This is a genomic window from Serratia montpellierensis (genome assembly GCF_020858655.1).
Lineage (GTDB): Bacteria > Pseudomonadota > Gammaproteobacteria > Enterobacterales > Enterobacteriaceae > Serratia > Serratia montpellierensis.
This window is the reverse complement of the sequence record NZ_VOSN01000005.1, coordinates 533002-549479: the sequence shown is the minus strand read 5'-3', so window position 1 is coordinate 549479 and position 16478 is coordinate 533002. Positions and strand designations below refer to the sequence as shown.

Genomic DNA, 16478 nt, shown 5'->3' with positions numbered 1-16478 from the left:
TGAAGGGGTTCAGCGTGCTGAACCCCTTGTTCCATAAAGATGGAAGACCTCTTTTGAATACCGATTTCGCACACTATTACCAACGGATCCGCAGCAAGCAAAAGCGCGAAGCACTGTTGTGGTCGCTCGGGCTGGTGGTGCTGTACCTGGGCGCCGGCAACCTCGCCGAGTTCAACCTGCACACCGTCTGGGTGTCTATTCCGCATTTCTTCGACTACCTGGCCGAAACCATTCCGACGCTGCATTGGCCTCTGTTGTTCGCCGACGGGCGCACCGAAGGCTCACTGGCCTACTGGGGTTACCGCCTGAATATCCAGCTGCCGCTGATCTGGGAGACCCTGCAGCTGGCGCTGGCGGCGACCATTTTCTCGGTGCTGGTGGCGACCGTGCTGGCGTTTCTGGCGGCCGGCAACACCTATACCCCGGCCTCGGTGCGGCTGGCGATCCGCACGCTGGTGGCGTTTTTGCGCACCATGCCTGAGCTGGCGTGGGCGGTGATGTTCGTGATGGCGTTCGGCATCGGCGCCATTCCCGGCTTCCTGGCGCTGGCGCTGCACACCATCGGCAGCCTGACCAAGCTGTTCTACGAGTCGATCGAAACCGCCTCCAACAAACCGGTGCGCGGGCTGGCGGCCTGCGGCGCCACGCCGCTGCAGCGCATGCGCTTCGGCCTGTGGCCGCAGGTGAAGCCGGTGTTTCTCTCCTACAGCTTCATGCGGCTGGAGATCAACTTCCGTCAGTCGACCATTTTGGGGCTGGTGGGGGCGGGCGGCATCGGCCAGGAGCTGATGACCAACATTAAACTCGACCGCTACGATCAGGTCAGCATGACGCTGCTACTGATCATCGTGGTGGTTTCCGTGCTCGACTATGTGTCGGGCGAGCTGCGCAAGCGCGTGGTGGAGGGGGCAAAATGATAGCGGGCACTCCGGCATCGGCGGAAACGCTGCACCAGTTGAAACAGCAGCATCCGGCGATCTTCGCGCAGCAGGGGCGCTACCTGCGCACCGTCGGCCTGATCGCACTGGCGATCGTGCTGTATTACGTGTTCTTCTTCCTGGTCTTCGGCATTAGCTGGCCGCAGTTTATCAACGGCTGCCAGCAGCTGGGGCGCTATTTCCTGCGCATGTTCGTCTGGCACGACTTCGCCAACTGGCCGTTCATGTACTACTTCCAGCAGATCGGCATTACTATCGCCATCGTGTTCGCCGGCACCATCACCGCGTCGCTGATCGCGCTGCCGCTGTCGTTTTTCGCCGCGCGCAACGTGATGTCGACGCCGCTGCTGCGGCCGATCTCCGTGCTGGTGCGCCGCTTGCTGGACGTGCTGCGCGGTATCGATATGGCGATCTGGGGGCTAATCTTCGTGCGCGCCGTCGGCATGGGGCCGCTGGCCGGGGTGTTGGCTATCGTGATGCAGGACGTCGGGCTGCTGGGCAAACTGTACGCCGAAGGGCACGAGGCGGTGGACAAGTCCCCCAGCCGCGGCCTGACGGCGGTGGGCGCCAACGGGTTGCAGAAGCACCGCTACGGCATCTTCACCCAATCGTTCCCCACCTTCCTGGCGCTCAGCCTGTACCAGATCGAGTCCAACACTCGCTCTGCGGCGGTGCTGGGCTTCGTCGGCGCCGGCGGCATCGGCCTGGTGTACGCGGAGAATATGCGGCTGTGGAACTGGGACGTGGTGATGTTCATCACCCTGATCCTGGTGGTGGTGGTGATGATCATGGACAAGGTCTCGTCGATGCTGCGCAACAAGTACATCATCGGCGAAGACATCCCGCTGTATCAGCAAAAAAGCCAAATCGATTGAGAAACCCCTTGCCGATCCCTATACTGCCGCACATTCAAGGTGTGCGGCCATACCCGTCATACTTGGAGCTGCCTCTTTGTTGGCTGCATTTGCGCGCCCCGGTCACATAGTTAACTATGCTCCGGGGGCTTACAAATTTGCCGTCGCGATGCAACTCCAACTATTTTGGGTATGGGGCATTTTTTTACAATGCGCACGTCCCCGTTAGACAAGTAAAGGCAATGCAATCCCATGATGAACAACGACGTGCTGCGCAGCGTGCGCTATATGCTGAGCATTAACAACGCCAAAATGGTCGAGATTATCAAACTGGACGATTTCGAGGTGGCGGTGTCGGCGATGGACGCTTACGTGATCAAAGAAGGCGAGCCGGGCTACGAGAAGTGCCCGGACGAAGTGATGGCGCACTTCCTCAACGGCCTGGTGTTCTTCAAGCGCGGCAAGGACGACAAGTTCCCGGCGCCGGCGGTTGAGCTGCCGATCACCAATAACCTGGTGCTGAAAAAGCTGCGCGTGGCGTTCGAGCTGAAAGACACCGACATGCACCAGATCTTCACCGCGGTGGACTTCCGCATCTCCAAGCCGGAGCTGAGCGCGCTGTTCCGCAAAGAAGGCACCAAGAACTACCGCCTATGCGGCGATCAGATGCTGCGCTACTTCCTCAAAGGGCTGGCGCAGCGCGTTCGCGGCGAGTAACGCGCTGCGTTCACCGAGCCTCAGGCGCAATCGCAAGGTTGCGCCTTTTTTATTGCCACTCTCCCGCCCGCCGTTGTTGTACTGGCCCTCAGCCATCCGCCATCGATGGAGGGCGGGCCGCCCCTCCGGTTACTTTCTCATGGTCAATTCAATCACCCAAACCATGAGGAAAGCAGGATGCCAACCATCACGAAAACCCAATCACTTTACACGTTGACCCGGCCGGTCTGGCTGGATGCGGCAGGCATGAGCAAAGGTATCGATCACGATCGCCAGCACCTGGGCATCATTCTCGCCGCCGGGCAGGTGCTGCGAGTGCGGCAGACCAACGCGGCGTTTACCGGCAAGCTCATGCTGCGCTTGCTGAATGACGACAGCAAAACGGAGGCTGAATTCAGCGTCGGCGCGAGCTGGGTCGAGGCCCAGGTCAATGCCGTCTCGGTGCCGTTTATCGATACGCCGTACGGGCAGGGCGAACCGGCGCTGGAGTTCGAGTATCCGGACACGGCGAAAGCGCTGCCGGTTTATCGCCGTGGCGAAAACGAAGCCACATTCTTCGCCCGCTGGGACGATCGGGACGCCGAGTTTGCCCTGATCGATGCGGAATACGCCGTGTTGCTGGTGCCGAAAATCAGTAAACCGGCGCTGAAGTCGCTGGGCGAAGCGAAAAACATCGACGGGCTGATCGCCTACTACGACCGCATTTTCACCTTCTACAATGCGCTGACCGGCGTCTCGTTCGAGGCTGAACATGAGTCCGATCGCAATATTCGCAACCGCTACTTTATGAAGGCCGATAAACACGGCGCCGGCGCCGCGTATTATGGCGGCCGCTGGACGGCGGAAACCAGCAGCTCGGTCAGCAGCTTCTGGCTGACGCCGAAAGACAGCAACTGGGGCAGCCTGCATGAGATCGCGCACGGCTATCAGGGGCACTTTATGGGCGACAAATATTTCTCCACCGGTGAGATGTGGAACAATATTTACGCCGCTTGCTATCAGGACGTGATGCTGGGAGAGCGCAAATACCAGGAAGGGTGGCTGTATAACTACGGCAACGCGGCCGGCGTCGAGAAGAAAATCGTCGATCTGATCGCTCAGGGCACGCCGCTCAACCAGTGGGATCTGCGCTCCAAGCTGTTCTTCGCGATGCTGATGGTCGACAAGGCAGGCAAGAACGCCTTCACGCACTTTAATCAGCAGTATCGTCAAAGCTGCAACACGGCGGGCTTCGTGCCGTCCGAACATGCCTTGCTGGATCTGCTGTCGGCAAGCTTCGCCGCGGCCGGCGAGCAAATCGACGTGACGCCGTTCGTCGAGCTGACCGGCGGCGTGATCACCCAAACGCAGCGCGACCTCAACGCGTTCAGCCACGCCAAGGCGGTGTACCCGCTGTATCAACTGGTGGATGCGCAGAGTTTGCCGGCGGTGCAGGCACAGCTGAAGCTGGATTCCTCCCTGCGCCTGGTCGATTCCTGTCAGCTCAAGGCGAGCGGCCTGAAAGGCGATGTCACCCTGAGTCTGGATATCGATGACTTTGCGCAGATCTACGGTGAGGATTTGATCCTGATGGAAGGGGCGCGCTATGCCCACAAGATCCGTATCGACGCGCCGACCCTGGCCCTGACTGCGCTGCCGATCGGCGTCTACACCCTGCGGTTGCCGACCGGCAAAGATCGCAAATATCGGCCGACGGCGGGTTACCTGACGGTGAAACAGGGGAAAAACGCGGTGACGCTTCGCTTCGTGCGTAAAGTTGCTTCGCCGATCGTTTCACAGGAGATCAATCTGTTGGGCCTGAGCGATGCGGTCTTCGCCACCGTGGTCGTCGATCGTGCCAAAGGGGCGGTGGTGGTTGACGTGACCAGCACCACGCCGCACGCCTACTTCCCGGGTGAAACCTATGCCCGGGTGACGCTGCGCGATCGGCAGGGCGCGGTGCGCTTCGCTAAGGAGATTCAGGGCACTCAGGCTACGTTGAGTCATGACGAACTGCCGTTTGCCGAAGGCGACGACATCGAGATTTATCATGTGGAGCCGAGCCGGGTGCGTTTGAATCCGGCGGCGGCCGGCGTCATCGATAACAAAAACAAAACCAACGTGCTGCGTATCGAAACCAGCGGGCTGAAAAACCCGGCGCTGTCCGGCGATCCCGAGCAAGCGCTGCTGACGCGCCTAGAGCAGGCGGCGCAGCGATTACGCCGTCTGCTGCCGGCTTACTATGCGCCGTCGTCGTCGTTCAAGGATGATATCTATCTGGCGATCGGCGCCTTCGCTGAGCCGCAACGTGAGCCACTGTTGGCGACCTATCGGGATTGCCTGCCGGCTGACAATACGCCGCCGGGCGCTAACGTCGGCAATGCGTTTACCGTGGCGTGCAAAGGGATCGGCGATCGCCAGTTTCTGACCTGCGCCGTCGATCTGGTGAAGAAAACCGTGACCGTGACGCTGGCGGCGGGGATTGCTCACCACTACTTTACCGACAGCTACGCCTTCCTCAGCGTGACGGATGCGGACGGCAACACCTTGCTCAGCTACGACGTCATCGGCAGCCAAAATCAATCGGCTAAAACCTGGGTGCTGCCGCTGTCAGGCTACGGCGGTGAGGTGATTCATCTGCGGCATGAAGAGCCGGACAACCGCCTGGCGATCGTCAACGAAATGCAGCATGTGCGGCTGGCGGAGAAGGGCAAGCAGCAGACCTACTGCATTACGCCGGTCGGTTTGAAACGCATCAACGACTGATCCCCATCGGCCTCCGGGGCGGCGAGTGTCGTCGCCCCGATTTTCCTCTGCATCATCCCCTTATTGCACTCTTTTTGTTCTTCCGCTGCGCGCCGCTGGTGCAGCCCGTTCGTCGTCGCTGTCATAAGTTTTAATTATAATTTATTGAAATCATGAGATTAAAAATTGGCACGCCGGTTGCTCTGTTGAATCCCATCTTGTGTACCAGATGGAATTCAGCCGATGAGCGAACCTGTTGTAGCGTGCGGTTTTACCCTCAGTGAATGGCAGCACCATTATCAAACCCGTCCGGCGGGCGAGCGCCTCGCCTGCGTCAGCGCGACGATCGAAACCCTGGCCGCCGGGCTGAACCCGAACGATAATGCCTGGCTGTATCTCGCCACGCCAGCGCAGCGCGAGCAGCAGTATCGGCAGCTGGCGCAGTTGCTGGCGGCGGTTGACGGCGATCTCAGCCGCCTGCCGCTGTTCGGCGTGCCCTTTGCCATCAAAGACAATATCGACGTCGGCGGTTGGCCGACCAGCGCCGCCTGCCCGGCGTTCACCTATCAGGCCGCGGCGGACGCCACCGTGGTCGCCCACCTGCGCGCCGCCGGGGCGATCGCCCTCGGTAAAACCAACCTCGACCAGTTCGCTACCGGGTTGGTTGGCACCCGCTCACCTTATGGCGCGGTGGTCAACAGCTTCGACAGCCGCTACGTCAGCGGCGGTTCCAGCTCCGGCTCCGCCTCGGTGGTGGCGCGCGGCCTGGTGCCGTTCGCGCTGGGCACCGACACCGCCGGTTCGGGGCGCGTGCCCGCCGGGTTCAACAACATCGTCGGGCTGAAGCCGACCAAAGGGCGGTTGTCCAACCGCGGCGTGGTGCCGGCCTGCCGGTTGAACGATACGGTGTCGGTCTTCGCGCTGACCGTGGCCGATGCGGCGCAGGTGGCGGAACTGGCGAGCGGCTTTGACGAAGCAGATCCGTATTCCCGCCCCGATCCGCATACCGCGCCGGCGGATATCTCCGCCGCGCCGCGTTTCGCCATCCCCGCCCAGCTGGAGTTTTTCGGCGACGTTCAGGCCGAACGGGCGTTTCACCGCGCGCTGGCGCAGCTGCAGGCGGGCGGCGCCACGCTGGAGCCCCTCGATTTCGCGCCGTTTCGCACCCTGGCGGAGCAGCTGTATTACGGCCCTTGGGTGGCGGAGCGCACCGTGGCGATTGAGCAGGTGCTGGACGCGAGCCCGCAGGCTATCGACCCGGTGGTGCGCGGCATCGTCGGCAACGGCCTCGGCTACAGCGCCTGCGACGCCTACAAGGCGGAATACCTGCGCGCCGAGCTGGCGCGGCAGATCGCCCAGCGGCTGGCGCCGTTCGACGCGCTGGTGGTGCCGACCGCGCCCACTATCCGCACCCTGGCGGAGATGGCGCAGGAGCCGGTGCTGTTCAATTCGCAATTCGGCACTTACACCAATTTCACCAACCTGGCCGATCTGAGCGCGCTGGCGCTGCCGGGGCCGCTGCGCGGAGACGGGCTGCCGGCGGGTATCACCCTGATTGCGCCTGCCTGGCATGACCGGGCGCTGGCGGCGTTTGGCCTGCGCTGGCAACGGCAAAACGCCTTGCCGCTCGGGGCCATCGGGCGGGCACTGCCGCCGCAGCCCACGCCGGCGCCGTCGGCGGGGCACGTGCGTCTGGCGGTAGTGGGCGCTCACCTCAGCGGTATGCCGCTCAACGTCCAGCTGACGCAGCGCGACGCGATGCGGGTGGAGCAAACCGTCACCGCCCCCTGTTACCGCCTCTACGCGCTGGCCGATACCGAACCGCCGAAGCCGGGGCTGGCGCGCGCGGCGCAGGGGGCGGCGATCCGCCTTGAGCTGTGGGACATCCCGCTGGCCCGTTTCGGCGAGTTTGTGGCGGAAATCCCGGCGCCATTGGGCATCGGCACGCTGCTGCTGGCGGACGGCAGGCGGGTGAAGGGGTTTATCTGCGAAGCCTGGGCGCTGGAAGGCGCCACGGATATCACTGAGTTTGGCGGCTGGCGCGACTATCTCGCCAGCCTTAAGGGGCATGAACATGTTTAATACCGTACTGATCGCTAACCGCGGCGAAATCGCCTGCCGCGCCATTCGCACCCTGAAACGCCTGGGCGTCACCAGCGTGGCGGTTTATTCCGACGCCGACCGCAATGCGCCGCACGTCACCGAAGCCGATAAGGCGGTGGCGCTCGGCGGCGACAAGGCCGCCGACAGCTACCTGCGCATCGACAAGATCCTCGCGGCGGCAGCGGCCACCGGCGCACAGGCGATCTACCCCGGCTACGGCTTTTTGTCCGAGAGCGCCGAGTTTGCCGACGCCTGCGAGGCGGCGGGCATCGCCTTTATCGGCCCGACGGCGGCGCAGATCCGCGAGTTCGGCCTCAAGCACCGGGCGCGCGAGCTGGCGACGTTGGCCGGGGTGCCGATGACGCCGGGCACCGGCTTGCTGGAGAGCGTTGAGCAGGCGGTGACCGCCGCCGCGCGCATCGGCTACCCGGTGATGCTGAAAAGCACCGCCGGCGGTGGCGGCATCGGCCTGACGCGCTGTGACGACGAGGCGGCGCTGCGCGACGCGTACGACAGCGTCAAACGGCTGGGAGAGCAGTTCTTCCGCGACGCCGGCGCCTTTATCGAACGCTTCGTCGATCGGGCGCGCCACGTCGAGGTGCAGATTTTCGGCGACGGCCAAGGGCGGGTGGCGGCGCTCGGTGAGCGCGACTGCTCGCTGCAGCGCCGCAACCAAAAGGTGGTGGAAGAAACCCCGGCGCCGCACCTGCCGGCGGCGACCCGCCAGGCGCTGCATCGGGCGGCGGTGGCGCTGGGCGAGTCGGTGAATTACCGCAGCGCCGGCACCGTGGAATTCATTTACGACGCCGCGCGCGACGAGTTTTACTTCCTGGAAGTGAACACCCGCTTACAGGTCGAGCACCCGATCACCGAGATGGTCACCGGCCTGGATCTGATCGCATGCATGCTGCAGGTGGCGGCGGGCGACGCGCTGGATTGGGCGGCGTTGCAGCGCGCGCCGCAGGGCGCGGCGATCGAAGTGCGCCTCTACGCCGAAGATCCGCTGAAAAACTTCCAGCCCAGCCCCGGCGTGCTGACCGAGGTGCATTTCCCTGACGACGTGCGCCTCGACGGGTGGGTGGCGACCGGCAGCGAAGTGTCGGTGTTTTACGACCCGATGATCGCCAAGCTGATTGTGCACGGCGCGGATCGGGCGCAGGCGCTGGAAAAACTGCGCGTGGCGTTGGCGGCGACCCGTTTGCACGGCATTGCCACTAACCTCGACTATCTGCGGCAGGTGATCGCCACGCCGCAATTTCAGCGCGGCGACGTCTGGACGCGCCTGCTGGACGATGTACGTTTCCAGCCGCACTGCCTTGAAGTGCTGCAACCCGGCACCTACAGCAGCGTGCAGGATTATCCCGGCCGCCTCGGCTATTGGGACATCGGCGTGCCGCCGTCCGGCCCGATGGACGACTTCGCGTTTCGGCTGGCCAACCGCATCGTCGGCAACCACCCGGCGGCGGCCGGGCTGGAGTTTACCCTGCAGGGGCCGACGCTGCGCTTTCATTGCGACGCCACCCTCGCGCTGACGGGCGCTAGCTGCCCGGCCGATTTGGACGGCGAAGCGGTCGCTTACTGGCGGCCGATCGCGGTGCGGGCCGGGCAGGTGCTGACGCTGGGGCGCGCCACGCATGGCTGCCGCACCTATCTGGCGGTACGCAACGGCTTCGACGTGCCGGTGTATCTCGGCAGCCGCTCCACCTTTGCGCTCGGGCAGTTTGGCGGCCACGCCGGGCGCACCTTGCGGGTGGCGGACATGCTGGCGATCGCTCAACCGGCGCTGGCGGCCAGCACCACCCCGGCGCCGATCGCTGCGCCGCAGGCGATGGACGACAGCCTGATCCCGCACTACGGCGATCAATGGCACATCGGCGTGCTGTACGGGCCGCACGGCGCGCCGGACTTTTTCACCGCCGAATCGATAGAGGCCTTCTTCGCCACCGACTGGCAGGTGCATTACAACTCCAACCGCCTCGGCGTGCGCCTGGCGGGGCCGAAGCCCGAGTGGGCGCGGGAGGACGGCGGCGAAGCCGGTTTGCATCCTTCCAACGTGCACGACTGCGAGTACGCCATCGGCGCGATCAATTTCACCGGCGACTTCCCGGTGATCCTGACCCGTGACGGGCCGAGCCTCGGCGGCTTCGTCTGTCCGGTGACCATCGCCAAGGCCGAGCTGTGGAAAGTGGGGCAGGTGAAGCCGGGCGACCGCATCCGGTTCCATCCGATCGGCTTTCGCCAGGCGCAGTCGCTGGAGCAGGCGCAGCTTGGCAGCATCGAAGCGCTGGCGGCGGTGAAGGCCATCACCCTGCCGCCGCCGGATCTGGCCCCGGCGGAGACCGTTTCCGCCGCGGTACTGGCGGCGCTGCCGGCGGCGGAAGGGCGCCCGGCGGTGGCGTATCGCCAGGCGGGGGACGGTTACATCCTGATGGAGTACGGCGACAACGTGCTCGATCTGGCGCTGCGGCTGCGCATTCATCTGCTGATGCAGTCGCTGCGAGAGGAGGCGATACCGGGCGTGGCGGAGCTGGCGCCGGGCGTGCGTTCGCTGCAGATCCGCTACGACAGCCGGCGGATAAGCCAGGCCGATCTGCTAGAGCGCCTGCTGGCGCGTGAACGGGCGCTGGGGGACGTCAGCCGCCTGAAGGTGCCGACGCGCACCGTGTGGCTACCGATGGCGTTCGAAGATTCGGCCACGCTGGGGGCGGTGGATCGTTATCAACAGACGGTGCGCGCCTCGGCGCCCTGGCTGCCGAACAACGTCGATTTCATTCAGCGTATCAACGGCCTGAGCCGACGCGAGCAGGTGCGCGACATTCTGTTCGACGCCAGCTACCTGATCCTCGGATTGGGAGACGTCTACCTCGGCGCGCCCTGCGCGGTGCCGCTCGATCCGCGCCATCGCCTGCTGAGCTCCAAATATAACCCGGCGCGCACCCACACCGCCGAAGGGACGGTCGGCATCGGCGGCATGTACATGTGCATCTACGGCATGGACTCGCCGGGCGGTTACCAGCTGGTGGGGCGCACGCTGCCGATCTGGAACAAATTCCTCAAAAACCCGCAGTTCACCGCCGGTGAGCCCTGGCTGCTGCGCTTCTTCGATCAGGTACGCTTCTACCCGGTCAGCGAGCAAGAACTGGACGAGCAGCGCGAAGCGTTCCGCGAAGGGCGCATGCAGGTGCGCATCGAAGAGAGCGAATTCGACTTCGCTGCCTACACCGATTTCCTGGCCGACAACGCCGAGGCGATCGCCGACTTCCAGCATCGCCAGCAGCAGGCGTTCAGCGCCGAAGTGGCGCGCTGGCGCAGCGATGACGACGAGGCCGAGGCGCAGCTGTTGCCGCCGGAGGAAGAAGACGCGATCGACGGCGATCGGGTCAGCGCGGATCTGAACGGCAGCGTGTGGAAGATCCTGGTGGAGCCGGGGCAGGCGGTGGCGGCCGGGCAGCCGCTGATCGTGGTCGAGGCGATGAAGATGGAATTGGCGGTCACCGCGCCGCGCGCCGGGATCGTTAAACGCATCAGCTGCCGGCAGGGGCGGCCGGTCGGGCCGGGCGACGCCCTGCTGTGGCTGGAAAAGGCGGTCTGAACGGAGGGGCGATGATGCAAATCACCAACGGGGAGCACAAGGCGCGGCCGGAGGGGCTGGCGGAGCGCATTTATCTGCAGCTCAAGGCCGACATCTTCGAGTTTCGCCTGCTGCCGGGCGATCGCTTCAGCGAAAGCGACGTGGCGCAGCGCATGGCGGCCAGCCGCACGCCGGTGCGCCAGGCGCTGTTTCGGCTGGAACGCGAAGGCTATGTCGAGGTGCTGTTTCGCAGTGGCTGGCAGGTACGGCCGTTCGACTTCGCCTACTTCGAAGAGCTGTACGACCTGCGCATCGTGCTGGAGCAAGAGGCGGTGAAACGGCTGTGCGAACGTCCGGCTGGGGAAACGCCGGACGCGCTGGCGGCGTTGAGCCATTTTTGGACCGCAGCGCCGCGCCTGGCGGACGGCAAGGCGGTGTCGCAGCACGATGAACAGTTTCATCAGGCGTTGGTCGCCGCGGCGGGCAACGGCGAAATGGCGCGCATTCACCGCGAACTGACCGAAAAGATCCGCATCATTCGCCGGCTGGATTTCACCCAGCAGGCGCGGGTGGACGCCACCTACCGCGAACACGCCGCCATTTTGCAGGCGATCCTGCAGCGGCAAAGCGGGGCGGCGCAAACGCTGCTCGGCGAGCACATCGCCGTCAGCAAGGCAGAGGTACGAAAAATAACGCTGCACATGTTGCATCAGGCGCGGGCCCAGCAGCCTGCGCGCTCGGCGCAACGATTTTGATTTCACACACATCAGGAGTTTGAACTATGCAACGTCGTCGTTTTATCAAAGCTTTTGCGCTGTCCGCCGCCGCTGTCGGCCTGGGCCTGGCCTGGAGCGCGCAGGCCGCCGACACCATCAAGGTCGGCATTCTGAGTTCACTCTCCGGCACCATGGCGATTTCCGAAACGCCGCTGAAGGATGTGGCGCTGATGACCATCGACGAGATCAACGCCAAAGGCGGAGTGCTCGGCAAAAAGCTGGAGCCGGTAGTGGTGGATCCGGCCTCCAACTGGCCGCTGTTCGCCGAGAAGGCGCGCCAGCTGCTGAGCCAGGACAAGGTGGCGGCGGTGTTCGGCTGCTGGACCTCGGTGTCGCGCAAGTCGGTGCTGCCGGTGTTTGAGGAGCTGAATGGGCTGCTGTTCTACCCGGTGCAATACGAAGGCGAAGAGATGTCGCCGAACGTGTTCTACACCGGTGCGGCGCCGAACCAGCAGGCGATCCCGGCGGTGGAATACCTGCTGAGCGAGGACGGTGGCGGCGCCAAGCGCTTCTTCCTGTTGGGCACCGATTACGTCTATCCGCGCACCACCAACAAGATCCTGCGCGCCTTCCTGCACAGCAAAGGCGTGCAGGACAAGGATATCGAAGAGGTCTACACGCCGTTCGGCTACAGCGATTACCAGACCATCGTCGCCAACATCAAGAAGTTTGCCGCCGGCGGCAACACGGCGGTGATCTCCACCATCAACGGCGATTCCAACGTACCGTTCTACAAAGAGCTGGCCAACCAGGGCGTCAAGGCCACCGACGTGCCGGTGATCGCCTTCTCGGTCGGCGAGGAAGAGCTGCGTGGCATCGACACCCAACCGCTGGTGGGCAACCTGGCGGCCTGGAACTACTTCGAATCGCTGGATAACCCGACCAATAAACAATTCGTCAGTCAGTGGAAGGCCTACGCCAAGGCACACAACCTGCCGAATTACGCCACCGCGGTGACCAACGATCCGATGGAGGCCACCTACGTTGGCCTCCACATGTGGGCGCAGGCGGTGGAAAAGGCCGGCACCACCGACGTCGATAAGGTGCGCGCGGCGATGGCCGGGCAAACCTTCGCCGCGCCGTCGGGCTTCACGCTGACCATGGACCAGACCAACCACCATCTGCACAAGCCGGTGATGATCGGCGAGATCGAGGGCAACGGCCAGTTCAACGTGGTGTGGCAGACCGAAGCACCGGTGCGCGCGCAGCCGTGGAGCCCGTATATCGCCGGCAACGACAAGAAGCCGGATTACCCGGTGAAGGGCGGCAAGTAACGTCACTCAGCGCCGGCGCGGCCCAACGCCCGCCGGCCCAACAGAAGAGGCAGCTGATGCAATCTCCGTTTTTATCTTCTCTGCGCGTCGGGCTGTGGCTGCTGTGCGCCTGGCCCCTGCTGGCGCAGGCCGGGCCGGCCGATGAGTTTGCGGCGGCCAACCGTGCGCAGCAGGCCAAACTGCTGCAGGCGTGGGCGGCCGAGCCGGATGCCGCGCGCCTGCCGCTGCTGCAGGGGCTGCAGCAGGAAACCGTGGCGATCGACGGGGCGAAGCGCGCCTTTATCCGCCAGGGCGATCGCTATCTGCCGCTCGAGGGCGAGGTGGCCCCGGTTGGCGAACCGAAGAAGGTGTGGCTGAACAACCGGCTGCGCATTCTGATCGCCAATGCGCTGTCGGCGCAGCGGTTGGTCAGCGCGGACGCGGCGGTGCGGCTGCAGGCGGCGAGCGCGCTGCAGCGCGAAGCGAACGGCGAGCAGCTGCCGCTGTTGGCCCGGCAGCTGGCGCGGGAAACAGACTCGCAGGTGCATCAGGCGCTGAGCCTGGCGCTGGCTAACCTGCAGCTGGCCGACGGCAATCCGCAGGTGCGTTTCAAGGCGGTGCGGCTGTTGGGTGAATCGGGCGAGCCGGAAACCCGCGCCCGGCTGCAAGCGTTGACCGACGCCGCCCACGAGCCGGACGCCGCGGTGCGCGCCGAGGCGCAACGCAGCCTGCAACGCGTGCAGCACCGCCTGATGATCGGCGATCTGCTCGGCCAGGCGTTCAGCGGCCTGTCGCTCGGTTCGATCCTGCTGCTGGCGGCGCTCGGCCTGGCGATCACCTACGGCCTGCTCGGCGTCATCAATATGGCGCACGGCGAAATGCTGATGCTCGGCGCCTATTCGGCCTACCTGGTGCAGGGGCTGTTTCAGCAGTTTGCGCCGCAGTGGCTGGCGCTCTACCCGCTGGCGGCGCTGCCGGTGGCGTTCGCCATCACCGCCGGGATCGGCATGCTGCTTGAGCGCACGGTGATCCGCCACCTGTACGGCCGGCCGCTGGAAACCCTGCTGGCCACCTGGGGCATCAGCCTGGTGCTGATCCAGCTGGTGCGGGTGCTGTTCGGCGCGCAGAACGTCGAGGTCGCCAACCCGGCGTGGCTGTCGGGCGGTGTGCAGCTGCTGCCGAACCTGGTGCTGCCGTGGAACCGCATCGCGGTGATCGCGTTCGTGCTCTTGGTGCTGGCGATGACCTGGCTGCTGCTGAACAAGACCCGGCTCGGCATGAACGTGCGCGCGGTGACGCAAAACCGCGCGATGGCAGCCTGCTGCGGCGTGCCCACCGGGCGGGTGGACATGCTGGCCTTCGGGCTGGGATCCGGCATCGCCGGGCTCGGCGGGGTGGCGCTGTCGCAGTTGGGCAACGTCGGGCCGGAGCTGGGGCAAGGCTACATCATCGATTCGTTCCTGGTGGTGGTGCTCGGCGGCGTCGGCCAGTTGGCGGGGACGGTGGCGGCGGCCTTCGGTCTCGGCATCGTCAACAAGATCCTCGAGCCACAGATCGGCGCCGTGTTGGGCAAGATCCTGATCCTGGTGCTGATCGTTCTGTTTATTCAAAAGCGTCCGCAGGGGCTGTTCGCCCTTAAGGGCAGGGTGATTGACTGATGAGCCAACCATTGACCGTAACCGGCGTGCAGAAAGCGCCCCGGCTGGCGTTGAGCATCGGCGGGCTGGCGTTGCTGGCGCTGCTGGTGATGCCGTTCATGACGCTGTTGCCGGCGGATCATCCGCTGGCGGTGTCCACCTATACCCTGACGCTGGCGGGCAAGATCCTGTGCTACGCGGTGGTGGCGGTGGCGCTCGATCTGGTGTGGGGCTATGCCGGGCTGCTGTCGCTCGGCCACGGGCTATTCTTCGCGCTCGGCGGCTACGCCATGGGCATGTACCTGATGCGGCAGGCGGCGGGCGACGGGCTGCCGGCGTTTATGGCGTTCCTCTCCTGGAATGAGCTGCCGTGGTTCTGGAGCGGCACCCAGCATTTCGCCTGGGCGCTGTGCCTGATCGTGCTGGTGCCGGGTCTGCTGGCCTTCCTGTTCGGATACTTCGCCTTTCGCTCGAAAATCAAAGGGGTGTATTTCTCGATCATGACCCAGGCGCTGACCTATGCCGGCATGCTGCTGTTCTATCGCAACGAAACCGGCTTCGGCGGCAATAACGGCTTTACCGGTTTCACCACGCTGCTTGGCTTTCCCATCACCGCCGCCGGCACGCGGGTGGCGCTGTTCCTGGCGACGGTGCTGCTGCTGGCCGCCAGCCTGGCCATCGGCTTTGCGCTGGCGCGCAGCAAGTTCGGCCGGGTGCTGACTGCGGTGCGCGATGCGGAAAACCGGCTGACCTTCTGCGGCTACGATCCGAAGGGCTTCAAGCTGTTCGTCTGGACGCTGTCGGCGGTGCTGTGCGGGCTGGCCGGCGCGCTCTATGTGCCGCAGGTCGGCATCATCAACCCCGGCGAAATGTCGCCGACCAACTCGATCGAGGCCGCCATCTGGGTGGCGCTCGGCGGGCGCGGCACGCTGGTGGGGCCGCTGCTCGGCGCCGGCATCGTCAACGGCGCCAAGAGCTGGTTCACCATGGCCATTCCCGAATACTGGCAGTTCTTCCTCGGCCTGATGTTTATCGTCGTCACGCTGTTTCTGCCCAAAGGGGTGATCGGTCTGCTGCGCCGGAGGAAAACCTCATGAAAGCGATGCAAGTGACCGACGAGCTGTTTACCCACCCGCTGCCGGCGGATAAATACCGGCAGCAAACCGATCCGGTGCTACAGCTCGACAACGTCAACGTCAGCTTCGACGGTTTTCGCGCGCTGACCGATCTGTCGCTGCGCATTGGCGTCGGCGAATTGCGCTGCGTGATCGGCCCCAACGGCGCCGGCAAGACCACGCTGATGGATGTGATCACCGGCAAGACCCGGCCGGACAGCGGCAGGGTGTTTTACGATCAGACCGTCGATCTGACCCGGCTGGCGCCGATGCAGATCGCCCACGCCGGCATCGGCCGCAAGTTTCAAAAACCGACGGTGTTCGAGGCGCTGACGGTGTTCGAAAATCTGGAGATCGCGCAGAAAACCCGCAAATCGGTGTGGGCCTGCCTGCGCGCCCGCCTGAGCAGCGAACAGCGCGACCGCATCGACGAGATGCTGAAAACCCTGCGGCTGGGGCATGAACGCCACCGGCCCGCCGGGTTGCTGTCCCACGGGCAGAAACAGTTTCTCGAGATCGGCATGCTGCTGGTGCAGGAGCCGCACCTGCTGCTGCTCGACGAGCCGGCGGCCGGCATGACCGACGCCGAAACCGACTACACCGCCGAACTGTTCCGCGAGCTGGCGGGCAAGCATTCGCTGATGGTGGTGGAACACGATATGGGGTTTGTGGAAACCATCGCCGATCGCGTGACGGTGCTGCACCAGGGACAGGTGCTGGCGGAAGGATCGCTGGCGCAGGTGCAGGCCGATGAACGGGTGATTGAGGTATATCTGGGGCGCTGAGGAGG

Annotated in this window: 11 protein-coding genes; all 11 read left to right on the top strand. The window is 64.5% G+C overall.

Features of this window, described 5'->3' with window-relative positions; all coding sequences use genetic code 11:
- Positions 1-53: 53 nt before the first annotated feature.
- The 11 genes from phnE (FUU19_RS07980) (at position 54) to urtD (ending at position 16473) form a co-directional block, all read left to right on the top strand.
- Positions 54-917, top strand: coding sequence for a phosphonate ABC transporter, permease protein PhnE (phnE, locus tag FUU19_RS07980; RefSeq protein ID WP_047728296.1), 864 nt, complete (start codon positions 54-56; stop codon positions 915-917).
- The gene (gene phnE / locus FUU19_RS07975) at positions 914-1813 is read left to right on the top strand and encodes a phosphonate ABC transporter, permease protein PhnE (RefSeq protein ID WP_169540383.1); all 900 of its coding nucleotides are present in this window, start codon (positions 914-916) and stop codon (positions 1811-1813) included. The genes phnE (FUU19_RS07980) and phnE (FUU19_RS07975) overlap by 4 nt, the downstream gene beginning before the upstream one ends.
- Positions 1814-2044: 231 nt before the next feature.
- A complete protein-coding gene (locus FUU19_RS07970; RefSeq protein ID WP_230490182.1) occupies positions 2045-2509 on the top strand; it encodes a YehS family protein in 465 nt (154 codons plus the stop codon).
- A gap of 177 nt (positions 2510-2686) precedes the next feature.
- On the top strand, positions 2687-5254 hold the full coding sequence (locus FUU19_RS07965; RefSeq protein WP_230490183.1) for a putative mucin/carbohydrate-binding domain-containing protein: 2568 nt from the start codon (positions 2687-2689) through the stop codon (positions 5252-5254).
- A gap of 222 nt (positions 5255-5476) precedes the next feature.
- Entirely contained in the window at positions 5477-7315 is a 1839-nt protein-coding gene (gene atzF / locus FUU19_RS07960; RefSeq protein ID WP_230490184.1) for an allophanate hydrolase, read from the top strand.
- The gene (gene uca / locus FUU19_RS07955; RefSeq protein WP_230490185.1) at positions 7308-10928 is read left to right on the top strand and encodes an urea carboxylase; all 3621 of its coding nucleotides are present in this window, start codon (positions 7308-7310) and stop codon (positions 10926-10928) included. The genes atzF and uca overlap by 8 nt, the downstream gene beginning before the upstream one ends.
- A gap of 14 nt (positions 10929-10942) precedes the next feature.
- Positions 10943-11662, top strand: a complete 720-nt coding sequence (locus tag FUU19_RS07950) for a GntR family transcriptional regulator (RefSeq protein WP_230490186.1) — start codon at positions 10943-10945, stop codon at positions 11660-11662.
- 26 nt (positions 11663-11688) lie between these two features.
- The gene (urtA, locus tag FUU19_RS07945) at positions 11689-12957 is read left to right on the top strand and encodes an urea ABC transporter substrate-binding protein (protein WP_063991257.1); all 1269 of its coding nucleotides are present in this window, start codon (positions 11689-11691) and stop codon (positions 12955-12957) included.
- Between the two features lie 56 nt (positions 12958-13013).
- Positions 13014-14594 carry an urea ABC transporter permease subunit UrtB gene (urtB, locus tag FUU19_RS07940; RefSeq protein WP_230490187.1) on the top strand — a complete coding sequence of 527 codons (1581 nt, stop codon included), beginning with the start codon at positions 13014-13016 and terminating at the stop codon, positions 14592-14594.
- A complete protein-coding gene (urtC, locus tag FUU19_RS07935; protein ID WP_230490188.1) occupies positions 14594-15670 on the top strand; it encodes an urea ABC transporter permease subunit UrtC in 1077 nt (358 codons plus the stop codon). Before urtB ends, urtC begins: the two co-directional genes overlap by 1 nt.
- Complete coding sequence (gene urtD / locus FUU19_RS07930) at positions 15667-16473, top strand: urea ABC transporter ATP-binding protein UrtD (protein WP_015377102.1); 807 nt, start codon at positions 15667-15669, stop codon at positions 16471-16473. The genes urtC and urtD overlap by 4 nt, the downstream gene beginning before the upstream one ends.
- Positions 16474-16478: the final 5 nt, after the last annotated feature.

Bases quoted from the DNA above. Each gene is read 5' to 3' on its own strand.
- phnE (WP_169540383.1), top strand. From the start codon at position 914: ATGATAGCGGGCACTCCGGCATCGGCGGAAACGCTGCACCAGTTGAAA.
- FUU19_RS07970 (WP_230490182.1), top strand. From the start codon at position 2,045: ATGATGAACAACGACGTGCTGCGCAGCGTGCGCTATATGCTGAGCATT.
- FUU19_RS07965 (WP_230490183.1), top strand. From the start codon at position 2,687: ATGCCAACCATCACGAAAACCCAATCACTTTACACGTTGACCCGGCCG.
- atzF (WP_230490184.1), top strand. From the start codon at position 5,477: ATGAGCGAACCTGTTGTAGCGTGCGGTTTTACCCTCAGTGAATGGCAG.
- uca (WP_230490185.1), top strand. From the start codon at position 7,308: ATGTTTAATACCGTACTGATCGCTAACCGCGGCGAAATCGCCTGCCGC.
- FUU19_RS07950 (WP_230490186.1), top strand. From the start codon at position 10,943: ATGCAAATCACCAACGGGGAGCACAAGGCGCGGCCGGAGGGGCTGGCG.
- urtA (WP_063991257.1), top strand. From the start codon at position 11,689: ATGCAACGTCGTCGTTTTATCAAAGCTTTTGCGCTGTCCGCCGCCGCT.
- urtB (WP_230490187.1), top strand. From the start codon at position 13,014: ATGCAATCTCCGTTTTTATCTTCTCTGCGCGTCGGGCTGTGGCTGCTG.
- urtC (WP_230490188.1), top strand. From the start codon at position 14,594: ATGAGCCAACCATTGACCGTAACCGGCGTGCAGAAAGCGCCCCGGCTG.
- urtD (WP_015377102.1), top strand. From the start codon at position 15,667: ATGAAAGCGATGCAAGTGACCGACGAGCTGTTTACCCACCCGCTGCCG.